The 24509-nt window shown below is 65.7% G+C and carries 16 protein-coding genes and 1 tRNA gene; 9 read left to right on the top strand and 8 right to left on the bottom strand.

The window, feature by feature from the left end; all coding sequences use genetic code 11:
- Positions 1–241 precede the first annotated feature (241 nt).
- Positions 242–318, top strand: a tRNA-Met gene (locus ACLB6G_RS10820).
- Here ACLB6G_RS10820 and glgX read toward each other — a convergent pair.
- The 7 genes from glgX to ACLB6G_RS10785 form a co-directional block, all read right to left on the bottom strand.
- Positions 275–2272, bottom strand: coding sequence for a glycogen debranching protein GlgX (gene glgX / locus ACLB6G_RS10815; RefSeq protein WP_410356424.1), 1998 nt, complete (start codon positions 2270–2272; stop codon positions 275–277). The two genes, ACLB6G_RS10820 and glgX, sit on opposite strands and share 44 nt — an antisense overlap.
- A complete protein-coding gene (locus ACLB6G_RS10810; protein WP_410356182.1) occupies positions 2269–3897 on the bottom strand; it encodes an alpha-D-glucose phosphate-specific phosphoglucomutase in 1629 nt (542 codons plus the stop codon). The genes glgX and ACLB6G_RS10810 overlap by 4 nt, the downstream gene beginning before the upstream one ends.
- Positions 3894–5345 carry a glycogen synthase GlgA gene (gene glgA / locus ACLB6G_RS10805; protein WP_410356181.1) on the bottom strand — a complete coding sequence of 484 codons (1452 nt, stop codon included), beginning with the start codon at positions 5343–5345 and terminating at the stop codon, positions 3894–3896. The genes ACLB6G_RS10810 and glgA overlap by 4 nt, the downstream gene beginning before the upstream one ends.
- Positions 5342–6613: a glucose-1-phosphate adenylyltransferase gene (gene glgC, locus ACLB6G_RS10800; protein ID WP_410356180.1), complete on the bottom strand. Its 1272-nt coding sequence runs from the start codon at positions 6611–6613 to the stop codon at positions 5342–5344. The genes glgA and glgC overlap by 4 nt, the downstream gene beginning before the upstream one ends.
- Before the next feature lie 21 nt (positions 6614–6634).
- A complete protein-coding gene (gene glgB, locus ACLB6G_RS10795) occupies positions 6635–8839 on the bottom strand; it encodes a 1,4-alpha-glucan branching protein GlgB (RefSeq protein ID WP_410356179.1) in 2205 nt (734 codons plus the stop codon).
- 42 nt (positions 8840–8881) lie between these two features.
- Positions 8882–11347 (bottom strand): glycogen/starch/alpha-glucan phosphorylase, encoded by a 2466-nt coding sequence (locus tag ACLB6G_RS10790; protein ID WP_410356178.1) that lies wholly within the window; start codon positions 11345–11347, stop codon positions 8882–8884.
- A gap of 93 nt (positions 11348–11440) precedes the next feature.
- The gene (locus ACLB6G_RS10785) at positions 11441–12862 is read right to left on the bottom strand and encodes a helix-turn-helix domain-containing protein (RefSeq protein ID WP_410356177.1); all 1422 of its coding nucleotides are present in this window, start codon (positions 12860–12862) and stop codon (positions 11441–11443) included.
- Positions 12863–12991: 129 nt separating this feature from the next.
- Here ACLB6G_RS10785 and ACLB6G_RS10780 point away from each other — a divergent pair, with 129 nt between their 5' ends.
- The 8 genes from ACLB6G_RS10780 to pyrC all read left to right on the top strand — a co-directional run bounded on the left by ACLB6G_RS10780 (position 12992) and on the right by pyrC (position 23739).
- Positions 12992–13570, top strand: a complete 579-nt coding sequence (locus ACLB6G_RS10780; protein ID WP_410356176.1) for a biotin transporter BioY — start codon at positions 12992–12994, stop codon at positions 13568–13570.
- Positions 13570–15102: an acyl-CoA carboxylase subunit beta gene (locus ACLB6G_RS10775; RefSeq protein WP_410356175.1), complete on the top strand. Its 1533-nt coding sequence runs from the start codon at positions 13570–13572 to the stop codon at positions 15100–15102. Before ACLB6G_RS10780 ends, ACLB6G_RS10775 begins: the two co-directional genes overlap by 1 nt.
- A 26-nt stretch (positions 15103–15128) precedes the next feature.
- Entirely contained in the window at positions 15129–15506 is a 378-nt protein-coding gene (locus ACLB6G_RS10770) for a hypothetical protein (RefSeq protein WP_410356174.1), read from the top strand.
- A 70-nt stretch (positions 15507–15576) separates the two neighbouring features.
- Positions 15577–17583 carry an acetyl-CoA carboxylase biotin carboxylase subunit gene (locus ACLB6G_RS10765; RefSeq protein WP_410356173.1) on the top strand — a complete coding sequence of 669 codons (2007 nt, stop codon included), beginning with the start codon at positions 15577–15579 and terminating at the stop codon, positions 17581–17583.
- The gene (gene scpA / locus ACLB6G_RS10760; protein WP_410356172.1) at positions 17580–19715 is read left to right on the top strand and encodes a methylmalonyl-CoA mutase; all 2136 of its coding nucleotides are present in this window, start codon (positions 17580–17582) and stop codon (positions 19713–19715) included. The genes ACLB6G_RS10765 and scpA overlap by 4 nt, the downstream gene beginning before the upstream one ends.
- A 51-nt stretch (positions 19716–19766) precedes the next feature.
- A complete protein-coding gene (locus ACLB6G_RS10755) occupies positions 19767–21683 on the top strand; it encodes a propionyl-CoA synthetase (RefSeq protein ID WP_410356171.1) in 1917 nt (638 codons plus the stop codon).
- Between the two features lie 199 nt (positions 21684–21882).
- Complete coding sequence (locus ACLB6G_RS10750) at positions 21883–22542, top strand: OmpA family protein (RefSeq protein WP_410356170.1); 660 nt, start codon at positions 21883–21885, stop codon at positions 22540–22542.
- 135 nt (positions 22543–22677) lie between these two features.
- The gene (pyrC, locus tag ACLB6G_RS10745; protein WP_410356169.1) at positions 22678–23739 is read left to right on the top strand and encodes a dihydroorotase; all 1062 of its coding nucleotides are present in this window, start codon (positions 22678–22680) and stop codon (positions 23737–23739) included.
- 7 nt (positions 23740–23746) lie between these two features.
- Here pyrC and ACLB6G_RS10740 read toward each other — a convergent pair whose 3' ends face one another.
- A complete protein-coding gene (locus tag ACLB6G_RS10740; RefSeq protein WP_410356168.1) occupies positions 23747–24262 on the bottom strand; it encodes a MarR family winged helix-turn-helix transcriptional regulator in 516 nt (171 codons plus the stop codon).
- Between the last annotated feature and the right edge of the window lie 247 nt (positions 24263–24509).

Here is a 24509-nt window from a genome sequence, read left to right as displayed (position 1 = left end):
GGAAACTTCCGTCTGTCGCTCTACTGGTCCAATCCGGGATGCGATGGCAAGGCCGGAGATGGGTTGTCATATCGGCGCGCCGCGTCGAACTCAACCCCGCCCGCCGGATCGCCGGTCACGCTTTCCATCATGGCGCGAAAAAACATGCAAGCAGAGGGGAAAACCTCGCTTGACAGTGCGGCGCCGGCGACCTTATATCCGCGCGACTTCAGCGGACGCCGGCAGGGCGACGCGAAATCGGGGCAGGGTAGCTCAGTTGGTGAGAGCGCCGGATTCATAACCCGGAGGTCGGCGGTTCAATCCCGCCCCCTGCTACCAGAGCCCAGTTTCCTGATTCCTTCGTCTCGATAAAGACCGCCACACCGCGCGCGGCCACGGTGACGAAAAGGGCATTCGAACCTGCCGCCTCGTCCTCAACCGGAAGATGAAAACGCGTCAGCGCTTCGGACCTGTTGAAGACGAGTGCCATCCGGGGAATGACTGCACGCCCGGTCGCCAGCACCATTGTCAGCGCGCCCGCGTCCTCTGCCTCCCAATCCGCCGGCGTCATCGGCACGCCATCGGGCCGCAGCCATTCCACATCGGGTATTCCGTCCGCGCCCGTTCCACCGGTCAGGAAGTCCGGCTTGAAAGCATCCGCAAAACGCGAGCGCACGGCCGCCAGTTCCTGCGCGTGAGCGAGCAGCGCCGCATCGCGTTTCGCCCAGTCGATCCAGGTGATGGCATTGTCCTGCGCATAGGCATTGTTGTTGCCGCGCTGGCTGCGGCCGAATTCGTCGCCCGCCGTCAGCATGATCGTGCCGCGCGTCAGGTAGAGCGTGGAGAGCAGCGCCTTCAAGTCGCGCCGGCGCGCAGCCGCGATCGCCGCGTCGCGGGTTTCGCCTTCCGCGCCGTTGTTCCATGAGATGTTGTGGTCGTGGCCGTCGCGATTGCCCTCGCCGTTCGCTTCATTGTGCTTGTGTTCGTACGAAACCATATCGGCCAGCGTGAAGCCGTCATGGGCGGCCAGGAAACTGACGCTGCGCGTAGCCGCTTCGCCGCCGAACACGTCCTGCGAGCCCGAAATCCGCGTGGCGAAGGCGCCAAGCATGTGAGCGTCACCGCGCCAGAAGCGGCGCATGTCGTCGCGGTAGCGGTCATTCCATTCCAGAAACGGCGCGGGAAAGTTACCGAGTTGATAGCCCCCGGGTCCGATGTCCCACGGTTCGGCGGCCAGCACCCGCGAGCCGGTGACCGGATCGTCCAGCATGGCGCGAAGCAGGGGCGCGTCCGGCGAAAAGCCGTCTGCCGTTCGTCCCAGCACCGGCGCAAGGTCGAAACGGAATCCGTCCACCCCGCCCGCCAGCGCGAAATGACGTAGCGAATCGAGGATGAGATCCATGATCACGGGATCGTCGCAGGCGACCGTGTTGCCGGTCCCCGTGTCGTTGACCAGCCGTCCGGTCCCGTCCCGCCGGAAAGCCCGCTCGCCCATCAGTCCGCGCAGGCTGAGCACGGTCCCCTCCGCGTCGCTCTCGCCGGTGTGGTTGAAAACCAGGTCGAGGATGACACCGATGCCTTCCGCCCTCAAGGCGTCCGTGACCGCCCTGAGATCGACGATCCCTCGCGGCGCCAGGCGCGGGTCAAGCGCCATGAAGGTCACGGGGTTATATCCCCAGGCATTGGCAAGCCCCAGCGCCGGCAGGTGGCGCTCGTCGATCCAGGCCGTCACCGGCATCAGTTCCACCGCCGATACGCCGATGGATTTCATGTGCGCGATCACCACAGGGTGCTTCAGCGCCGCCAGCGTTCCCCTCTCGCCCTCCGGCACATCGGGGTGCAGCATCGAGAAGCCCCGCACATTGACCTCGTAGATCAGCCCGCCCGGCGTAAAGGTCACAGGCTGCGGTACGGTATCGGGGAACGCGGTCTCCAGGATGGCCTTCGGCATCAGGCCGGCCGTGTCGCCGCCCGCGCCGCGCGCGCTGCCAACAAGCCGTGCGTCATGCCGGTAGGGCCGGTCGATGCGGGTTGTCCACGGATCGACCAGCAGCCGGTCCGGGTCGAACCAGTGACCGGCCGCCGGTTGCCACGGGCCGTCGGCGCGAAAACCGTAGGCCTGCCCTGTCCGCACGCCCGCCACGTCCAGCCGCCACCAGCCATCTGCGCCCCGCGTCATGGGCAGGCGCGCGCTCTCCCGATGTTCATCGAACAGGCACAGCCAGACCATCTGCGCATCGGGCGCCGGAACGGCGAAATGCGCGCCCGTGCCGGTCAGCCGGCTGGCCCTCATGTGATAACGTCGGGCGCGGTCCGTCCGGTGTGGCGCGCGATCCCGGCAATGGCGTCGGCGGCCGCGATGAGCGCGGCCAGCGCGTCCTGCGTCTCCTGACCGTGCAGCGCGGCGTCCGGCTCGTAGCGTTCGATGTAGACGCGGATCGTCGCGCCGGACGTTCCGGTGCCCGACAGGCGAAAGACGATGCGCGACCCGCCCTCGAAGAACACCCGCAAACCCTGGTTGACGGCCACCGAACCGTCGACGGGATCGGTATAGGAGAAGGAATCGGCCCGCTCCACCGTCATGCCCTCGAAGACCTGCCCGCCAAGCCCGCCAAGCCGGCTTTCCAGTTCCGCCATCAGGGCCTGCGCGCGGTCGCTGTCCACGCCCTCGTAGTCGTGGCGGGTGTAGAAGTTGCGCCCGTATTCCGCCCAGTGGCTTTCCACGATCTGCTTCACCGGTTCGCGCCGCGCGGCAAGGATGTTGAGCCAGAGCAGGATAGCCCACAGCCCGTCCTTCTCGCGCACGTGGTCGGAGCCCGTGCCCGCACTCTCCTCGCCGCATATGGTCACCCGGCCCGCATCCAGAAGGTTGCCGAAGAACTTCCAGCCGGTCGGTGTCTCGTGCATCTCGATGCCGCGTTTCTCCGCCACCCGGTCGGCCGCCGCCGAGGTGGGCATGGAGCGCGCAATGCCCGCGATTCCCTTCGCATAGCCGGGTGCCAGATGGGCGTTCGCCGCCAGCAGCGCCAGCGAATCGGATGGCGTCACGAAGATTCCCTTGCCGAGGATCAGATTGCGGTCGCCATCGCCATCCGACGCGGCGGCGAAGTCCGGCCCGTCCGCTCCCATGACCATGTCATACAGGTGGCGGGCATGAACCAGGTTGGGGTCGGGATGATGCCCTCCGAAATCGGGCAGCGGCTCCGCGTTCAGCACCGTGCCGGCCGGGGCGCCAAGCCTGTTTTCGATGATCTCGCGCGCATAGGGACCGGTGATCGCGCTCATCGAATCCATCACCATCCGGAAGCCGGAGGCGAACAGGTCGCGGATCGCATCGAAATCGAACAGGCTTTCCATCAGGCCGGCATAGTCGGCCACGGGGTCGATGACCTCCACCGTCATGCCGGCCACGTCGTGGGCGCCCAGCGCCGAAAGGTCGATGTCGGGTGTCTCAACCGTCAGGTAGCGCTCGATCACCTTCGAGCGCGCGAACACGGCTTCGGTGATGCGTTCGGGCGCCGGCCCGCCATTGGCGATGTTGTACTTGATGCCGAAGTCTTCGGTCGGTCCGCCCGGATTATGGCTCGCCGACAGCACCAGTCCGCCGAACGCACCGTTCTTGCGGATGACATGCGAGGCCGCCGGCGTGGACAGGAGCCCGCCCTGCCCCACCAGCACGCGACCGAAACCGTTGGCCGCCGCCATGCGGATGGCGGTCTGGATGACGACATCGTTGTAATAGCGCCCGTCGCCGCCGATCACCAGGGTCCGGCCTTCAAAGCCCTCCAGGCTGTCGAACACCGACTGGATGAAATTCTCCGTGTAACGGGGCTGCGCGAAGACCGGAACCTTCTTGCGCAGGCCCGACGTTCCCGGCCGCTGGTCGGAAAATGGCGTGGTGGCGACGGTGACGGTCATGAGTGTCCCTTGTGGATGAGCGAAGCGAAGAGTTCGGCGTAGCGCAGGGCGCTGGCATCCCAGGAGACATCCGCCGCCATGGCCCTTTTCTGCATGGTCGCCCAGACCTTCGGCTGGCCATGCAGGGCAATGGTGCGCGCCACGGCCCCGGTCAGCGTGTCGTGCGACAGCGGCGCGAACTGCACGCCCGTCGCCACGCCCGCATTGAGCGCGGCATGATTGGCATCGATCACGGTGTCGGCAAGCCCGCCCGTGCGGGTCACCACCGGGATGCAGCCATAGCGCAGGCCGCAAAGCTGCGTCAGCCCGCAAGGCTCGAAGCGTGATGGCACGAGGATGGCGTCGGCGCCCGCCTGCACCAGGTGCGACAGCGGTTCGTCATAGCCCACCACCACGCCGATGCGGCCCTTGTGGCGCGCCGCTGCGGCAAGCATCAGCCCTTCCAGTCCCTTGTCGCCGGACCCCAGCACCGCCAGTTTGCCGCCCATGGCGACAAGCCCGTCCAGCACGCCCGCCAGCACGTCCATGCCCTTTTGCCAGGTCAGCCGCGAGATCACGCAGAACAGCGGCGCATTGTCCTCGTCCAGCCCGAAGCGCTGCTCGAGCGCGCGCCGGTTCGCCTGGCGCGCCTTCAGCGTGCGCGAAGAAAACGTCCGGGCGAGCGCATCATCGGTTTCAGGGTTCCAGATTGCCGTGTCGATACCGTTGACGATGCCGTGCAAGACATCGGCCCGCCCGTTGATCAGCCCCTCCAGCCCCATGCCGAATTCGGCGGTGCGAATCTCCTGCGCATAGGTCGGGCTGACCGTGGTGATGGCGTCGGCGGCCTGCAGACCGGCCTTCAGGAAGCCCACGCTGCCGTAATATTCCACGCCGTCCAGCGACCAGGCCTTTTCGGGCAGCCCGAGCTCGCTGAAGATCGACGGCGCGAACTGGCCCTGGAAGGCAAGGTTGTGCACGGTGATGACGCTGGGCGGGTACGGCTTGCCGGAATGCTTGAGATAGGCCGGTGTCATGGCCGCCTGCCAGTCATGCACATGCACGAGGTCCGGCATATAACCGGCGACCGCTCCCTGCGCCACCGCCGCTGCCGCGCGGGCGAAGGCGGCGAAGCGCTTCCAGTTGTCGCCGTGGTCGTTGCCCGCCATGTCCGAATAGGGACCGCCGTCGCGTTGAAAGAGATGCGGCGCGTCGAGAAGCAGCAGGTCGAGCCCCGAATGCCTCACGGCCAGCAGGTCCGCCTTGCCGCCGAACAGGTGATCGAACGCCGCCACCTTCCGGCATTTCGTCTTTCCAAGGCGCGCCATGACGGAAGGATAGGCCGGCACCATGGTGCGTACATGCACGCCATGCGCGGCGAGCGCCGGGGGCAAGGCGCCGGCGACATCGGCAAGCCCCCCGGTCTTGATCAGCGGGAACACTTCGGACGTGACGGAAAGGACGTTCATTCGTAGATCAGGCCTGCCTTGTCGAGCATGGATTGGGTGATCAGGCAGACACCGTTCGCCGTGCGCCGGAAACGGCTGGCATCCAGCTCCGGATCCTCGCCCACCACCAGTCCGGACGGAATCTTGACCCCGCGGTCGATGACCACCTTCGACAGCCGCGCATGGCGCCCGATCACGCATTCGGGCAGCACCACCGCCTCGTGCAGGCTGGAATAGGAGCGTGCCAGCGTGCCCGTGAACAGCAGGCTGCGATGGATCGACGAACCGGAAATGATGCAGTCGCCCGAGACCAGCGACGAGATCGCCTGGCCGACGCGCCCTTCCTCGTTGTGGACGAACTTGGCCGGCGGCCGGATCTCCGCATAGGTCCAGATCGGCCAGGAGCGGTCGAACAGGTCGAGTTCGGGCAGGATGTCGTTGAGGTCGATATTGGCCTGCCAATAGGCGTCGATCGTGCCGACGTCGCGCCAGTAGGCCTCGTTCTCCGTCGAGGCGCGCACGCAGGATTGCGTGAAGCGGTGCGCCACCGCCTTCCCGTTCTTGACGATGTGCGGAATGATATCCTTGCCGAAATCGCGGCTGGAATTGGGGTCGGCGGCATCGCGCTTCAATTCCTCGATCAGGAAGCGCGTAGAGAAGACATAGATGCCCATCGAGGCCAGCGACATGTCCGGATTGCCCGGAATGGAGGGAGGGTCGGCCGGCTTTTCCACGAAATCGACGATGCGGTCGCTGTCGTCGACATGCATCACGCCGAACCCGGTCGCCTCCATGCGCGGCACTTCGAGGCAGCCGATGGTGACGTCGGCATTCTGGCTGACATGCTGCTGCAGCATGATCTCGTAGTCCATCTTGTAGATGTGGTCACCGGCCAGGATCACCATGTATTCGACGCCGTAATCCTCGATGATGTCGGCGTTCTGGAACACCGCGTCCGCGGTGCCCTCGTACCATTGCGTTTCCGAGACGCGTTGGCTGGCGGGCAGGATGTCGAAGCTTTCGTTGCGCTCCGGCCGCAGGAAGTTCCAGCCCCGCTGGAGGTGGCGGATCAGCGAGTGCGCCTTGTACTGCGTGGCCACGCCGATGCGCCGGATGCCGGAATTGATGGCGTTGGACAGCGCGAAGTCGATGATCCGGGTCTTGCCGCCGAAATAAACCGCCGGCTTGGCGCGCCGGTCGGTGAGTTCATGCAGGCGGCTTCCCCGTCCGCCGGCCAGCACGTAGGCCATCGCGTTTCTGGCCAGCGGCGCATTGCGTTCAACCACCATGGTCTCCTCCTCCCGCCCTGCTCAGGCGTCCTCTCCGGCTTGCACCAGCAGCAGCGTCGCCAGTGGCGGCAATGTCAGCCGCGCGATGCCCCCCGTCACGTCAACGGCCCCCAGGTTGCCCACGCCCGACCCGCCATAGACCGCGGCGTCCGTGTTCAGCACTTCCCGCCATTTGCCGTCGGCCGGCATGGCCAGTTCGTATCCGGTCAGCATTTGCGGGGTGAAGTTCGACACCACGACGACAGGCGCCTCACCCGGTGCCCTTCTCTGCCATGCATAGACCGAGTTTTCCGCGTCGTCGGCCTTCAGCCATTCGAACCCTTCCGGCTCGCAATCCCTTGCGTGAAGGGCAGGATACTGGCGATAGGCCCTGTTCAGGTCGCGCACCAGTTGCCGCACGCCGTCATGGGCGTGATGGTCGACGAGATCCCAGTCGAGGCCCCGCGCCTCGGTCCACTCGTTGCGCTGGGCGAACTCCTGCCCCATGAACAGCAGCTTCTTGCCAGGATAGCCCCACATGAAGCCGTAATAGGCGCGCAGCGTTGCGAACTTCTGCCAGTCGTCGCCGGCCATCTTGTTGAGAAGCGATCCCTTGCCATGCACCACCTCGTCATGGCTGAGCGGCAGCACGAAGTTCTCCGAAAAGGCGTAGAGCAGGCCGAAGGTCAGGTCGTTGTGGTGATGCTTGCGATGGACGGGGTCACGCTGGAGATAGTGCAGCGTGTCATGCATGAAACCCATGTTCCACTTGAAGCCGAAGCCCAGCCCGCCCTCATGCACCGGCTGCGAGACCTTGGGCCACGAGGTGGATTCCTCCGCGATCGTCATGATGCCGGGATGCGCGCCGTAGACAGCCTTGTTCATGCCCTGCAGGAAGGCCACGGCTTCCAGGTTCTCCCGCCCGCCCTTCTCGTTGGGGATCCACTCGCCTTCCTTGCGCGAATAGTCGAGGTACAGCATGGAGGCCACCGCATCGACGCGAAACCCGTCGACATGGTAGCGCTCGGCCCAGAACAGGGCGTTGTTGGTCAGGAAGGCGGCAACCTCGGTCCGGCCGAAATTGTAGATCGCGGTGTTCCAGTCGGGGTGGAATCCCTTGCGCGGATCCTCGTGCTCGTAGAGCGCCGTGCCGTCGAACCGGGCAAGCCCGTGCGCATCGGTCGGGAAATGTGCCGGCACCCAGTCGATCAGGACGCCAAGCCCTGCCCGGTGCGCCCCGTCGACGAAGCGCGCAAAGCCCTCCGGCTCGCCGAACCGGGCCGACGGCGCATAGAGCCCGGTCGTCTGGTAGCCCCAGGAGGGATCGTAGGGGTGTTCGCAGACCGGCAGGAATTCGATGTGCGTGAAGCCCATCTCCACGCAATAGGGGATCAGCCGGTCGGCCAGTTCGTCCCAGGACAGGAACGAGCCGTCCATGCGCCGCTGCCAGGAACCGGCATGCACCTCGTAGATGGAGATCGGCAGCCGTCGCGCATCGGCATTGGCCCAGAAGGCGCGATGGTCCGCGTCGCCCCATTCATGCGCTGGCGGACCGGTGGTCACGGAGGCCGTGGCCGGCCTGAGTTCGGAGCGGAAGGCGAAGGGATCGGCCTTGAGCGGCATGAGCCGCCCGTCCGCGCCGATGATCTCGAACTTGTAGGGCTCGTCGCGGCCAAGGTCCGGGATGAAGATCTCCCATATGCCGGAGTCGCGCCGGTGCCGCATGACATGACGGCGTCCGTCCCAGTGGTTGAAATGCCCGACCAGCGAGACACGGCGTGCATTCGGCGCCCAGACGGCGAAATGCACCCCGCGCGTGCCCTCGTGTTCGATGAGATGGGCGCCCAGCCTGTCGAACAGGCGCAGATGCGCGCCTTCGGCGTGATAGTAGTCGTCCATCGGCCCGAGCACCGGCCCGAAGGTGTAGGGGTCGGCAAACGTCCAGTCCTTGCCGCCCGCCTGTGCGCGGAAACGCAGCGGCTGGCGCGTTTCGATGGCCACCGGCCCTTCGAACAGTCCCTCGCCGCGGTGTTCCAGCATCCCGGCCGGTTTGCCGTCCAGTGTCAGCGCGGCGACGGTTTCGGCACCCGGGACGAATGTCCGCGCGATGAAGCCGTCCGGTCCCTCATGCAGGCCGAGCACGGCAAACGGGTCCGGATGCGCTCCCTGCGCAATGGCGCGGATGTCACCCTCGGACAGGGAGGGCGGGGGATTCCGTGTTCCGGCCGTTTCGCGCCTTGCGGTCATCCGCTTCCCGTTCCCCCCGCCGTTTCTATCGCGTGCGACGCCTCATGCTGTCGGCACTTGCCATATGTCCCCGGCATATTGCCGGATTGTCCGGTCGGAGGAGAACCATCCGACCCGCGCCGTGTTCAGGATCGCCATCGCGTTCCATTCGTCCCGGCTCATCCACAGCCTATCCACCTCGCGCTGTGCTCGGCAATAGTCATCGAAGTCGTCCGTGACCATGAACCAGTCATGCGATCTTAGTCCGGCGACCAGGTCGCGGTAGCGGTCGGGGTCGTCGGGCGAGAACAACCCGCCCTCTATGGCGGCAAGAGCCTGTCCGAGTTCGGGCGATGCGGCGATATTTCCGGCCGGATCGCGTCCTTCGCGCTGGCGGCGCGCCACGTCCTCCGCCTTCAGGCCGAAGATGAAGATGTTGTCCGCCCCCACATGGTCGCGGATTTCCACGTTGGCGCCGTCCAGCGTCCCGATGGTCAGCGCGCCGTTGAGCGACAGCTTCATGTTGCCCGTGCCCGAGGCTTCCATGCCCGCCGTCGAGATCTGTTCGGAGAGATCGGCCGCCGGGACCATCACTTCTGCCGTCGAGACATTGTAATTCGGCACGAAGACGACCTTCAGCAAGCCGTCGATGGACGGATCGTGATTGATGACCCGTGCCACGTCGTTGGCCAGCTTGATGATCGTCTTGGCATTGTGATAGCTCGGCGCCGCCTTGCCGCCGAACAGCTTGACGCGCGGCACCCAGTCGCGCTCCGGATGGGACCGCATCTGGTCCCACAAGGCGACCGCCTCGATGATGTTGAGAAGCTGCCGCTTGTATTCGTGGATGCGCTTGATCTGGACATCGAACAGGGCCGAGGGGTCGATGCGCGCACCCACCCGGTCGCGCACGAGGCGCGCCAGCCGTTCCTTGTTGGCCCGCTTGACCGCGGCGAAGCGTTCCCGGAAACCGGCGTCCCCTGCCAGCGCGGCGAGCCCGGTCAGCGCCTGCGCATCGTCCATGACGCCGTCGCCCAATGCTTCGCGCGCCAGGCCGTAAAGGCCCGGGTTGCACTGCATGAGCCAGCGGCGCGGCGTGATGCCGTTGGTCTTGTTGTTGATCCGCTCGGGATAGAGCCTGTGCAGGTCCGCGAAGACCGTCTCCTTCATCAGGTCCGTGTGCAGCGCGGACACCCCGTTGATGGAGTGCGACCCCATGAAGGCCAGCGTCCCCATGCGCACCCGCCGCTCGCCATTCTCGTCGATCATGGAGAGCCGCGAGATCGTCTCGCCGTCCAGCCCGATCTTGCGCGCCCGGCGCAACTCGATGGCATTGACGGCATAGACCAGTTGCATGTGGCGGGGCAGCATCCGCTCCATGAGCGGGACAGGCCAGCTTTCCAGCGCCTCCGGCAGAAGCGTGTGATTGGTGTAGGAAAACACCGCCCGCGCCATGTCCCAGGCATCCGCCAGCGTCCATTCGTGCTCGTCGATGAGAAGGCGCATCAATTCGGCCACCGCGATCGCCGGATGCGTGTCGTTGAGCTGGATGGCGGCGAAATCGGCCAGGTTGCGCAAGGTTCCATGCTGCTGCACATGGCGGCGCAGGATGTCCTGCAGCGAGGCGGAGGAGAAGAAGAACTCCTGGCGCAGGCGCAGTTCCTGCCCCGCGATGTGGCTGTCGGCGGGATAGAGAACGCGTGTGAGCGCCTCCGCCTTGTTGCTGTCCTCCAGCGCGCCGATATGGTCGCCGGCATTGAACTTGGCCAGCCGGATCGGATCGATCGGCTTTGCGGACCAGAGCCTGAGCGTGTTGACGCGCTTCGCTCTCCAGCCCACCACCGGCGTGTCGTAGGCCGTCGCGATCACGCGCTCGGCGGGTGCCCAGCGATAGGCCATCTCGCCGTCGGCGCGCTGGCCGACCGGCTCCACCGATCCGCCGAAGCCGACCTCGTAGGAGCTTTCGCGCCGTTCGAACTCCCATGGATTGCCATGCTCCAGCCAGGTCTCCGGCAGTTCCACCTGCCAGCCGTCGGAAATCTCCTGCCGGAACAGGCCGTTCTGGTAGCGTATGCCGTAGCCGTAGGCCGGGATGTCCACGCTCGCCATGGATTCCATGAAGCAGGCCGCCAGGCGGCCAAGGCCGCCATTGCCGAGCGCCGCGTCCGGCTCCAGTTCGGCCAGCACGTCGAAATCGGCGCCCAGCCGCGCCAGCGCCTGGCGCATCGCGCCCTGCAGTTCCAGGTTTGTCACCGCGTCGCGCATGAGCCGGCCGATCAGGAATTCCAGCGACAGGTAGTAGACGCGCTTGGCATTGTCGGCATAGGCGCGCCGCGTCGAGGCCATCCAGTGGTCGATGATGCGGTCGCGGATGACCAGGATCGTCGCGGTCAGCCAGTCGTGACGGGTCGCCGCCTTGGCGTCCTTGCCGGTCCCGTAGGTCAGCTTGTCGATGATCTCGCTGGCGAGCGCCTCGGGGGTCACCGGCCGTGGTTCGGGTTGCGGCAGCAGGTTCGGATTTTCGATCATGGCGTTCCGGCAAAATTAAATCGATTTAATCGCTATCTTATTCCAACGGCGCGGCAAAGTCAGCAGGCAAGTTTGCATGGCATCCATGCGCCGCTATTCGAAGGCATAGGGGATGGCATTGCGCAGGTTGTGGTCGACGGAAAGCTTGCGCTTGAGCGGCGGAACGGCGCGCTGGTGGCAATTGCGCCGCTCGCAGATGCGGCACGAAATGCCGATCGGCTCGAAGGCCTCGTCGCGCGCCGTGTCGAGATCGTCGGCATAGACCAGTTCGCCGGCATGGCTGATCTCGCAGCCCAGCGCCAGCGCATAGCGCTGCACCGGGTCGCGGAAGCCGCCTGCCCGCTTCGACACCGCCACGGCAAGGCAAAGGTAGCGCGCGCCATCCGGCGTTTCGGCCAGTTGCCGGATGATCCGCCCCGGCGTCTCGAAGGCACGGTGCACGTTCCAGAGGGGACAGGCCGAACCGAAGCGGGCGAATTGCAGCTTCGTCGCGGAATGGCGCTTGGTGATCGTTCCGGCCTGGTCGACGCGGGCGAAGAAGAAGGGCACGCCCTTGGCGCCGGGGCGCTGCAGCGTCGAAAGCCGGTGGCCGACCTGCTCGATGGAAGCCCCGAACCGGTCGGCCAGAAGGTCGAGGTCGTGACGCAATTCGCGCGCGGCGGCAGCGAACTGGCCATAGGGCAGCATGGCCGCGCCGGCGAAATAATTGGCGAGGCCGATGCGGCAGACGGCTTGCGCATCGGCGGAGCGGAAATCGGCCCGTTCGATGATCTGGCGGATCGCGCCGTCGTGCTCCAGCAACCCGATCTGGTGGGCGATCTGGAAGGCGTTTGTCGCGGGGTCGGCGCGCCCGTTGAGTGTGAGCACCCGCGCTGACGGATCGAATCGCCTGAGCGGCGCCGGCCCGCCCGCCGGATCGGCCGACATCATGACCCGAACCCGGTGGCGCCGCTCGATGTGGTCGGCCATCAGGCGCACCCGGTTGCGCGTCTGGCCGCTCATGCCTTCGGCCAGCGCCTCCGCCGCAATGTCGAGTTCGTGCACGTAGTTGTCGATGTAGTGAAAGAAGTCGCGCACCTCGTCATAGGGCGTCGGTTCACTCATCGCGCCGGAGCGCTCCAGCGTGTTGTCGAGTTCGGCAAGCTGCTCGCCCGCCCTGCGCAGCGCCTGGTGCATGGAGAGGAAAGCGCGCGCCAGCCCCGGCGCGTTCTGGACGACCAGTTGCAGGTCGGCCGCGGTCGGCTGCTGGCCGGAAAACAGCGGGTCGGCGAGTGCTTCCGCCATGTCGGCAAGAAGCCGGTCGCCATCGTTTTCCGACAGCGAGGCAATGTCGACGGCGAAGTTTTCCGCCAGCGCCAGCAGCACCGCGGCCGTCAGATGGCGCTGGTTGTTCTCGATCTGGTTCAGGTAGCTGGTGGATATGCCGAGCTGCCCGGCGAAGGCGGCCTGGGTCAGCCCCTGGCGAAGGCGGATTTCACGGATTTTCCGCCCGGCGAAGAGTTTGCGTGCGCGCATTGTTCGCAATTTCGCTTTCTGCAAAACACAATTTTACTTTCTTCACTTTGTCACTTTTTCAACCCTGCCGGAACCCCTCCTGATGTCGTATGCAACCGCAACAGACCATCCGGAGGAGTTTTCATCGCCATGACCCTGTTTTCCGCCCTTCATCGCGGGCATGACACGAGCATTGGCCGCGCGGCCCTGATCGCGCTGGCGGGTTCGCTGCTGCTCACCCTGTCGGCAAAGGTCCAGGTGCCGTTCTGGCCCGTGCCCATGACCATGCAGACCTTTGTGGTCATCGGCCTTGGCCTGGCGCTCGGTCCCCGTCTCGGCCTCGCCGCCGTGGCGCTTTATCTCGCCCAGGGTGCCGCAGGCCTGCCCGTCTTTGCGGGCACCCCGGAAAAGGGCATCGGCCTGGCCTACATGGCGGGCCCGACAGGCGGTTATCTCGCCGGCTATCTCCTCGCCGCCTTTGTGGCCGGTCATCTCGCCATGAAGGGATGGGACCGCAACCCGTTGACGGCCTTTGCTGCCGCGCTGATTGCCGGCGCGCTCATCTATCTCCCGGGCCTTGCCTGGCTCGGCGCCGTCGTCGGCTGGGACAAGCCTGTCCTTGCCTTCGGCCTCTGGCCTTTCGTGCCCGGTGACATCCTCAAGGCCGCGCTTGCCGCTGCCGTCTTCCCCGCCGCCTGGAACTGGGTGAAGAACAAGGGAATCGCGTGATGCAGGACATCCTCGAACAGCTTGAAAAGCACCGCGAACAGGCCCGCCTCGGCGGTGGCCAGAAGCGCATCGACGCCCAGCACGCCAAGGGCAAGCTGACCGCGCGCGAACGCCTCGACATCCTCCTCGACGAGGGATCGTTCGAGGAATACGACATGTACAAGACCCATCGCTGCACCGATTTCGGCATGGCCGGCACGAAGATTTCGGGCGATGGCGTCGTCACCGGCTGGGGCACCGTCAATGGCCGCCCGGTCTATGTCTTCTCCCAGGACTTCACGGTCTTCGGCGGCTCGCTGTCCGAAACCCATGCCGAGAAGATCTGCAAGATCATGGATCTCGCCGTCCAGAACGGCTGTCCGGTGATCGGCCTCAACGATTCGGGAGGAGCGCGCATCCAGGAAGGCGTCGCCTCGCTCGGCGGCTATGCCGAGGTCTTCTGGCGCAATGTCCAGGCATCCGGCGTCGTGCCGCAGATTTCCGTCATCATGGGCCCATGCGCCGGCGGCGCGGTCTATTCGCCGGCCATGACCGACTTCATCTACATGGTGAAGGACACCTCCTACATGTTCGTCACCGGCCCGGACGTGGTGAAGACCGTGACCAACGAGATCGTCACGGCCGAGGAACTGGGCGGCGCGTCGACGCATACCCGCAAGTCCTCCGTCGCCGACGGCTCCTTCGAGAATGACGTCGAGGCGTTGCTGGAAGTCCGCCGCATGGTCGATTTCCTGCCGCTGTCCTCGCGCGAGAAGCCGCCGGTCCTGCCGACCGCCGACAGCCCGGACCGGCTGGAGATGGCGCTCGACACGATCATTCCGGACAATCCGAACAAGCCCTACGACATGCACGAGGTGATCGCCAAGATCGCCGACGAGGGCGATTTCTTCGAGATCCAGAAGGACCATGCGAAGAACATCCTGTGCGGCTTCATCCGGCTGAACGGCTCCACCGTCGGCGTCGTCGCCAACCAGCCCATGGTGCTGGCCGGCTGCCTCGACATCGACAGTTCCAAGAAGGCCGGCCGCTTCGTGCGCTTCTGCGACGCCTTCAACATCCCCATCCTCACCCTTGTCGACGTGCCGGGCTTCCTGCCGGGCGTCAGCCAGGAATATGGCGGCATCATCAAGCACGGCGCCAAGCTGCTGTTTGCCTATGCCGAGGCGACCGTGCCCAAGGTCACCGTCATCACCCGCAAGGCCTATGGCGGCGCCTATGACGTGATGAGCTCCAAGCACATCCGCGCCGACGTGAACTATGCCTGGCCGACCGCGCAGATCGCGGTGATGGGCGCCAAGGGCGCGACCGAGATCCTCTACCGCTCCGAACTGGGCGACCCGGAGAAGATCGCCGCGCGCACCAAGGAATACGAGGACCGCTTCGCCAATCCCTTCGTGGCGGCCGAGCGCGGCTTCATCGACGAGGTCATCATGCCCCATTCCACCCGCCGCCGCGTGTTGCGCGCCTTCGAGATGCTCAAGACCAAGAAGGTCGAGGGCCCGCAGAAGAAGCACGACAACATTCCGCTGTGAGGTGAGGGAGCGGCGAGGAGGCCCTGATGCCCAGACTGCCCGACATGCCCAAGCATCGCGGCTTTCCCTCCGGCCTGCCGGGGACGGGGCTGCAATTCACCATCCGCCGGGCGAACCCCAAGGGCGTGGCGCGCATTTTCGAGCGCGCCCGCAACCGGGACCGCGCCGAGGTGGAGAAGCTCGCCGACACCGCCTTCCTGCACGCCCTGTGGCACCATTTCGGCGCCGAGCCCTTCGAGCGCGGCAATCTCGACGCGGGACGCTTGTCCTGGCTGTTCGGCCGCGAGGTCGTGCCGGCCGAAACGCCGTTCGATCCGCAATCCTACGAGGCTCTGCTCAGGATAAACGAGGACGTGGCGCGCCGCACCATGCCCGAAGCCTTCGCCGACGTGCTGGAGGTGTGATGAATCCGGTTTGCACCAACATGATAATTCCGGGCGCGGTCATCCGCAGCCCGCGAGGGGAGAGAAACTGATGTTCAAGAAAATCCTGATCGCCAATCGCGGCGAGATCGCCTGCCGGGTCATCAAGTCGGCCAAGAAGATGGGCATCGCCACCGTGGCCGTCTTTTCCGACGCCGACCGCGACGCCGAACACGTCAAGATGGCCGACGAGGCCGTCCATATCGGCCCCCCGCCGGCCTCCCAGTCCTACCTGGTGGCCGACAGGATCATCGCTGCCTGCAAGCAGACGGGTGCCGAGGCCGTGCATCCGGGCTACGGCTTCCTGTCGGAACGCGCCTCCTTCTGCGAGGCGCTTGAGCGTGAAGGAATCGTCTTCATCGGCCCGAAGGTGAAGGCCATCGAGGCGATGGGCGACAAGATCACCTCCAAGAAGATCGCGGCGGAAGCCGGCGTCAGCACCGTGCCGGGCTACATGGGCCTGATCGACGATGCCGACCACGCGGTGAAGATCGCCGGCGAGATCGGCTACCCGGTCATGATCAAGGCGTCCGCGGGCGGCGGCGGCAAGGGCATGCGCATTGCCTGGAACGATGCCGAGGCGCGCGAGGGCTTCGACCGGTCGAAGTCAGAAGCCGCGTCCTCCTTCGGCGACGACCGCATCTTCATCGAAAAGTTCGTGGTCGAGCCGCGCCACATCGAGATCCAGGTGCTGGCCGACGCGCACGGCAACTGCATCTATCTGAACGAGCGCGAATGCTCGGTGCAGCGCCGCAACCAGAAGGTCGTCGAGGAAGCCCCCTCGCCATTCCTCGATGAAGCCACCCGCAAGGCCATGGGCGAACAGTCCGTCGCGCTGGCCGAGGCCGTGGATTACCAGTCCGCCGGAACGGTGGAGTTCATCGTCGACAAGGACCGCAACTTCTACTTCCTGGAGATGAACACCCGCCTCCAGGTGGAGCACCCGGTCACCGAACTCATCACCGGCGTCGATCTGGTGGAGCAGATGATCCGCATCGCCGCCGGCGAGAAGCTGGAACTGAAGCAGTCCGACATCTCCATCAACGGCTGGGCCATCGAGAGCCGCCTCTACGCCGAGGACCCCTATCGCAACTTTCTGCCGTCCATCGGGCGGCTGACGCGCTACCGCCCGCCGCAGGAAGGCCGCCACGGCGACCACATCGTGCGCAACGACACCGGCGTCACGGAAGGCTCGGAAATTTCCATGTTCTACGATCCGATGATCGCCAAGCTGTGCACCTGGGCACCGACGCGCGAGAAGGCCGTGGACGCCATGGCCGACGCGCTGGACCGCTTCGAGGTCGAGGGCATCGGCCACAACCTGCCCTTCTGCGCGGCCCTGATGCAGCATCCGCGCTGGCGCGAGGGCCGGCTGTCCACCGCCTTCATCGCCGAGGAATATCCTGACGGCTTCGAGAACGCCGCGCCCGACCCGGCCACGGCGGAGCGCTTCGCCGTTGTCGCCGCCGTGCTGCAGCGCATTTCCGACGAACGCCGCGCCGGCATTTCCGGCGCCCGCTTCAACCAGTCCAACGAGGATGCGCGCACCCGCCGCGTCGCCGTGGTGGCGGGGACCGAGTTTCCCCTCTCCATCACCCAGGACGGCGATGCCTTCACCGTCACCGTGGACGGCGGCAAGGCGGTGACTGTCACCACCCGTTGGCGCCCGGGTGACCAGCTTGCCGATCTCGTCATCGCCGGCGAGCGCCATGCGGTGAAGACCGGGCGTTCGCCGGGCGGTTTCCGCCTGCGCCAGCGCGGGCTGGATGCGAAGGTGCTGGTGCTCAATCCGCGCGCGGCCGAACTCAACCGCCTGATGCCGGAAAAGGCCGCGCCCGATACCTCCAACCTGCTGCTTTGCCCCATGCCGGGCCTCATCGTGTCCATCGCTGTCGAGGAAGGCCAGGAAGTGCAGGAGGGCCAGACGCTGGCGATCGTGGAAGCCATGAAGATGGAAAACGTGCTGCGCGCCGAAAAGCGGGCCGTGGTCAGGAAGATACCCGTCAAGCCGGGCGACAGCCTGGCCGTGGACGAGATCATCATGGAGTTCGAGAAGTGAGCAAGACCGCCCGAGACTGGATCGACCTCGCCACGAAGGACCTCAAGGGCAAGGACCCGTCCTCGCTGAACTGGGAAACCCCGGAGGGGATCACCGTCAAGCCGCTCTACACGGCCGCCGACCTGCCGCAGGGCACGGCCGGCGAACTGCCCGGCTTCGCACCCTTCACGCGCGGCGTGCGCTCAACCATGTATGCCGGCCAGCCCTGGACCATCCGGCAATATGCCGGATTCTCCACGGCCGAGGAAAGCAACGCCTTCTACCGGAAGAACCTCGCCGCCGGGCAAAAGGGGCTGTCCGTCGCCTTCGACCTCGCCACCCATCGCGGCTACGATTCCGATCATCCCCGCGTCGTCGGAGATGTCGGCAAGGCCGGTGTCGCCATCGACACCGTGGAGGACATGAAGATCCTCTTCGACGGCATTCCGCTGGACCGGATGTCGGTCTCCATGACCATGAACGGCGCCGTCATCCCGGTGCTCGCCATGTTCATCGTCGCCGGCGAGGAACAGGGCGTCGACCGCAACCTTCTGTCCGGCACCATCCAGAACGACATCCTCAAGGAGTTCATGGTCCGCAACACCTACATCTATCCACCGGAGCCCTCCATGCGGATCATTGCGGACATCATCGCCTATACCGCGAGCGAGATGCCGAAGTTCAATTCCATTTCCATTTCCGGCTACCACATGCAGGAAGCGGGTGCCACGCTGGCCCAGGAACTGGCCTACACGCTGGCCGACGGCATGGAATATGTGCGCGCCGCCATGGCCCGCGGGCTGGATGTGGATGCCTTCGCCGGCCGCCTGTCCTTCTTCTTCTGCATCGGCATGAACTTCTTCATGGAAGCGGCCAAGCTGCGCGCCGCCCGCCAGATGTGGGCGAAGATCATGGAGGATTTCGGCGCGAAATCCGAACGCTCGAAAATGCTGCGCACCCATTGCCAGACATCCGGCGTCTCGCTGACCGAGCAGGATCCCTACAACAATGTCGTGCGCACCGCTTTCGAGGCGATGAGCGCCGTGCTTGGCGGCACCCAGTCGCTGCACACCAATTCCTTCGACGAGGCCATCGCCCTGCCGACGGAGTTTTCCGCCCGCATCGCCCGCAACACGCAGCTCATCCTCCAGCACGAGACGGGCGTCACGAAGGTCGTCGATCCGCTCGGCGGCTCCTACTACGTCGAGGCGCTGACGAAGGACTTGGCCGACCAGGCCTGGGCGCTGATCGGGGAAGTGGAGGCCATGGGCGGCATGACGAAAGCCGTCGAGGCCGGCCTGCCGAAGATGCGCATCGAGGAAGCCGCCGCCCGCCGCCAGGCCCGCATCGACCGCGGCGAGGACGTGATCGTCGGCGTCAACAAGTTCCGTCTTGAGGACGAGACGCCGATCGACATCCTCGACATCGACAATGCCAGGGTCCGCGCCGCGCAGGTCGCGCGGCTGGAGCGCGTGCGCGCCATGCGCAATGCCGATGCCTGCGCCGCCGCCCTCGCCCGCCTCGAGGACGTCGCCCGCTCCGGCAAGGGCAACCTGCTGGAAGCCGCCGTCGATGCGGCCCGCCAGCGCGCTTCGCTCGGCGAGATTTCCGACGCCATGGAGCGCGCCTTCACCCGCCATCACGCGACGACGCGCATCATTTCCGGCATCTATGGCGACGCCTATCGCGACGATCCGGAGATGGCTGCGCTGAAAAGCCGCATCGGCGCACTGAAGGCCGAGCGCGGCAAGGCGCCCAACATCCTCGTCGCCAAGATGGGCCAGGACGGTCATGACCGCGGCGCCAAGGTCATCGCCACCGCTTTCGCCGACATGGGTTTCGACGTTGCCATGACCGATATGTTTGAAACGCCTGAGGAAGTTGCTGCCAAGGCCGTTTCGGGCAAGGTCGACGTTGTCGGCGTCTCGTCTCTCGCCGCCGGACATAAGACTTTGGTTCCGCAACTGATTGCCAAGTTGAAGGAACGCGGCGCAGACGACATCATCGTGGTGTGTGGCGGGGTGATCCCTGAACAGGACTACGAATTCCTGCGCGAGGCCGGCGTGGCCGAGATCTTCGGACCCGGCACGAATGTCATCGACGCCGCGCAGGCGGTCCTGGGGCAGGTCTCCGGTCTGCGCCGCAACCGCTGAAATACCGGGGGCCGGGTCGGCCGGTCCCCTTCGTCATCTGGAGGAGTGGCCATGACGCAGAGCCGTTATCACGATGTCTACGAAGGCTGGAAGAAGGACCCCGAGGGCTTCTGGGCCAGCGCCGCGGGCGAGCTGGACTGGTTCAAGACCTGGGACCGCGTGTTCGATGCCGGCTCCGGCGCCTATGGCCGATGGTTTCCCGGCGCCGAATGCAACACCTGCCACAATGCCGTCGACCGCCATGTCGCCGGCGGGCGTGCCGGTCAGGTGGCGCTCATCTATGACAGCCCGATCACCGGCGCGCTGAAGAAGTTCACCTATGCCGAACTCAAGGCCGAGGTCGAGGCGCTGGCCGCCACGCTGCGCGACAAGGGTGTGGCCAAGGGCGACCGCGTGCTCATCTACATGCCCATGGTGCCCGAGGCAGCCTTCGCCATGCTGGCCGTCGCGCGCATCGGCGCCATTCACTCGGTCGTGTTCGGCGGCTTCGCGGCCAACGAGCTGAAGACCCGCATCGACGACTGTGCGCCCAAGGCCATCATCTCGGCCTCCTGCGGCATCGAACCCGGCCGGGTCATCGCCTACAAGCCGCTGCTCGACAAGGCGATCGAACTGTCCACCCACAAGCCGGAATGCTGCGTCATCCTTCAGCGCGAGCAGCAGGCCTGCGACCTGACCGAAGGCCGCGACACCGACTACCGCGCCGCCGTCGACGCCCACAAGGCGGCAGGCACGGTCATCGAATGCGTGCCGGTCGCCGCAACCGATCCGCTCTATATCCTCTACACCTCCGGCACGACCGGCCAGCCCAAGGGGGTGGTGCGCGACAATGGCGGCCACATGGTCGCGCTCAACTGGTCGATGAAGGCGCTCTACAATGTCGATGCCGGCGAGGTCTTCTGGGCGGCATCCGATGTCGGCTGGGTGGTGGGTCACTCCTATATCGTCTACGGCCCGCTCATCAAGGGATGCACGACGATCCTGTTCGAGGGCAAGCCCGTTGGCACGCCGGACCCCGGCACCTTCTGGCGCGTCATCGCCGACCACAAGGTCGCTTCCTTCTTCACCGCGCCCACGGCCTTCCGCGCCATCAAGAAGGAGGATCCCGGCGGCGAATACCTGAAGAAATACGACATCTCCTCGCTGCGCGTCCTCTACCTGGCCGGCGAGCGCGCCGATCCCGACACCATCGTCTGGGCGCAGGACCAGCTTGGCGTTCCGGTCATCGACCACTGGTGGCAGACCGAGACCGGCTGGTGCATGGCCGGCAACCCGGTCGGCCTGGGTGCCCTGCCCGTCAAGCTGGGCTCGCCGACCGTCGCCATGCCGGGCTACGATATCCAGGTCCTCGACGACGCCGGCCATCCGCTTCCCGACGGCACGCTCGGCAACATCGTGGTGAAGCTGCCGCTGCCGCCCGGCTGCCTGCCCACGCTCTGGAATGCCGAGAAGCGCTTCCACGATGCCTATCTCGCCGAGTTTCCGGGCTACTACAAGACGGCCGACGCCGGCATCCGGGACGAGGACGGCTATCTCTTCATCATGGCCCGCACCGACGACATCATCAATGTCGCCGGCCATCGCCTGTCCACCGGCGGCATGGAGGAGGTCATCGCCTCCCACCCGGACGTCGCGGAATGCGCCGTCATCGGCATTGCCGACAAGCTCAAGGGCCAGATGCCGGTCGGCTTCATCATCCTGAAGGCTGGCGTCAACCGCCCGAAGGAGGAGATCGAGGCCGAGGTGGTCAAGCTCGTGCGCGAGAAGATCGGCCCCGTCGCCGCGTTCAAGACCGCGCTGACGGTGGACCGCCTGCCCAAGACACGCTCCGGCAAGATCCTGCGCGGCACCATGCAGAAGATCGCCGACGGCGAGGCGTGGAACATGCCGGCCACCATCGACGATCCCGCCATCCTGGAGGAGATCACCGACACGCTGACCGGCCGCAAGGTGGGCGTCTTCGGCTGATCGAACGCGCGGACGCGCGACCATGCGCAAGGGCCGTTCCCGGCGGGAGCGGCCCTTTTTTTTCAGGTGTGACCCTTTTCACGCCGGCAAACACGGTGCCGGCTGCCCGAAATTCGACAAAACCGCCGATTACGGGCATGTTTCCGCTGATCGCGCCGGCGGGAATCGCCGGCGGGCAAGACAAGAGAGGGCATGCAAGATGAAGAAGATCGCCGCCGTCATGGCTGTCGCGGTGCTGGCCGCAGGCTGCACGACCGACCCCTATACCGGACAGCAGAAGGTCTCCAACACCGCCATCGGCACGGCGCTGGGCGCGGGCGTCGGCGCACTGGCCGGTGCGGCCGTCGGCGGCTCGCGGGTCGCGCAGCGCAATGCCGTGCTCATCGGCGCGGGCATCGGCGCGCTGGCCGGGGCGGGTATCGGCAACTACATGGACCGCCAGGAAGCCGAACTGCGCGCCCAGCTTCAGGGCACAGGCGTCTCGGTGACGCGTGTCGGCAACGACATCATCCTCAACATGCCCTCCAACATCACGTTTGCCACCGACCAGGACCAGGTCCAGGCGTCCTTCTACCAGACCCTGAATTCGGTGGCCCTCGTGCTGCAGAAGTTCAACCAGACCCTGGTCGACGTCTATGGCCACACCGATTCCACCGGCAACGACCAGTACAATCTCGCCCTGTCCCAGCGCCGCGCCAGTTCCGTGGCGAGCTATCTGACAGGCCAGGGGGTCGATGGCCGCCGCCTCTATATCGCCGGCCTCGGCGAGAGCCAGCCGGTGGCCTCCAACGACACGCCGGAAGGCCGCGCGCTCAACCGTCGCGTCGAGATCAAGCTGGTGCCGATCACCCAGGGCTGATCCGGTCTGCGCAATCGCTGATTGCCTGCGGCGCGCCTCCGGGCGCGCCGTCTTGCTTTCGGGGTCCGCCGTGGCGCTTGCAGCCACGGCCATGCCTGTGTACAGCCTGCCGGGACTGACGCGACGAGGCCCCCGATGAAGACGATGACCATTGCCCGCCCCGACGACTGGCATCTGCACCTGCGCGACGGCGCCATGCTGGAAGGGGTCCTGCCGCATACATCGGCCGATTTTGCCCGCGCCATCGTCATGCCGAACCTCGTGCCGCCGGTCGTGACCGGCGCCGATGCGCAAGCCTATCGCGACCGCATCATGGCCGCGCTCCCCGCCGGTCACACGTTCACGCCGCTGATGACGCTCTACCTGACCGAGGGCACCGATCCCGACGATGTCGCCGCCGCCCACGCGAGCGGTCTCGTCACCGCGGTGAAGCTCTATCCGGCCGGTGCGACCACCAATTCGCAGTCCGGCGTGCGTGACATCGAGAAGGTCTATCCGGTACTGGAACGCATGGCCGAGGCCGGCGTGCCGCTGTGCGTCCATGGCGAGGTCACGAGCAGCGACATCGACATTTTCGACCGCGAGGCCGTCTTTATCGACCGTGTGCTCGATCCGCTGCGCCGGCGCATCCCCGGCCTGCGCGTTGTCATGGAGCATATCACCACGCAGGACGGCGCCGATTACGTCGCCGCCGACACCACGGGCGACCTCGCCGCGACCATCACCACCCATCACCTGATCATCAACCGCAACGCCATCCTGGCCGGCGGTATCCGGCCGCACTACTACTGCCTGCCGGTCGCCAAGCGCGAACGCCACCGCCAGGCCCTGCGCAAGGCGGCCACCAGCGGCGACAGCCGCTATTTCCTGGGCACCGATTCCGCGCCCCATGTCGATCCGCTGAAGGAATGCGCCTGCGGCTGCGCCGGCATCTTCTCGGCCACGAACACGCTGTCATGCCTTGCCCATGTGTTCGAGGAGGAAGACGCCCTCGACAGGCTCGAAGCCTTCGTTTCGCTCAATGGTCCGGCTTTCTACGGCCTGCCGGTCAATCAGGGGAAGGTGACGCTGGAACGCCGCGATGCGCCTGTCGTCTTTTCGGCGAAAATCGAGACCGGCGCGGGACCCGTCACCCTGTTCGATCCCATGTTCCCGCTTCACTGGGTCGTGCGCGGCAGCGCCAACACGCCCGCCTGACAGCGTCCTATGCCGGCCGCCCCGAGAAGACGAGGCTCTCGTCGATCTCGTCGGCGACCTTGCCGAGCAGGCGAAGCAGTTCTTCCCGCTCATGCTGCGACAGGCAGGCCATGGTCGCCTCGTTGCGCTGTTTCGCCCTTGCCACCATGCGCCCGTAAAGATCGCGCCCTGCAGGGGTGGCTGAAAGGCTCAGCGCCCGCTGGTCCCGCCTGTCAGGTTCGGAACGCATCAGCCCACGCGCCGCCATCGTCTTGACGATACGGGACAATTGCCCCTTGTCCATCGACAGCATGCGGGCGATTTCCGCGAACGGGGCAGGATCCATTGCCGCCGCAAGGCCGAGAACGCGCCATTCGTTCAGGCGCAGGCCGAATTCGCACAATGACCATTGCTGCGCGGACTTGTCGCTCGCCGCGGCAAGCCGGGCCAACCGGAACGACATCAGGTCGCGAATGTCATCGGCTGCCTTTTCTCCGCCGCCCCTCTTTGGCGGAGAAAGGACGTCCTTGTTTCGGATATCCAAGTGTTTCCTCCCAAAAACACCGATCTTGCAGGATAGCACGCAAGCGGCTGGTCGTAAAACACTGACTTTTCTCGGAAAATTTGCTGCACCGCATCATCGGGGTGCCGTTTCGGGAAAACCGGACGCCCTGGGGCATTGAGGCATCCGGCTTTCCCTGAAACGTGGCGATTGCCATCGCCATGAGAAACTTTAGCAAAACCAATGCAAACAGCATGTGACAGTGGTCACATCCCCTTGCGGTTTTTCG

It is taken from the genome of Zhengella sedimenti, from assembly GCF_046506625.1.
GTDB lineage: Bacteria > Pseudomonadota > Alphaproteobacteria > Rhizobiales > Rhizobiaceae > Zhengella > Zhengella sedimenti.
This window is presented reverse-complemented; position numbering and strand designations above follow the sequence as displayed.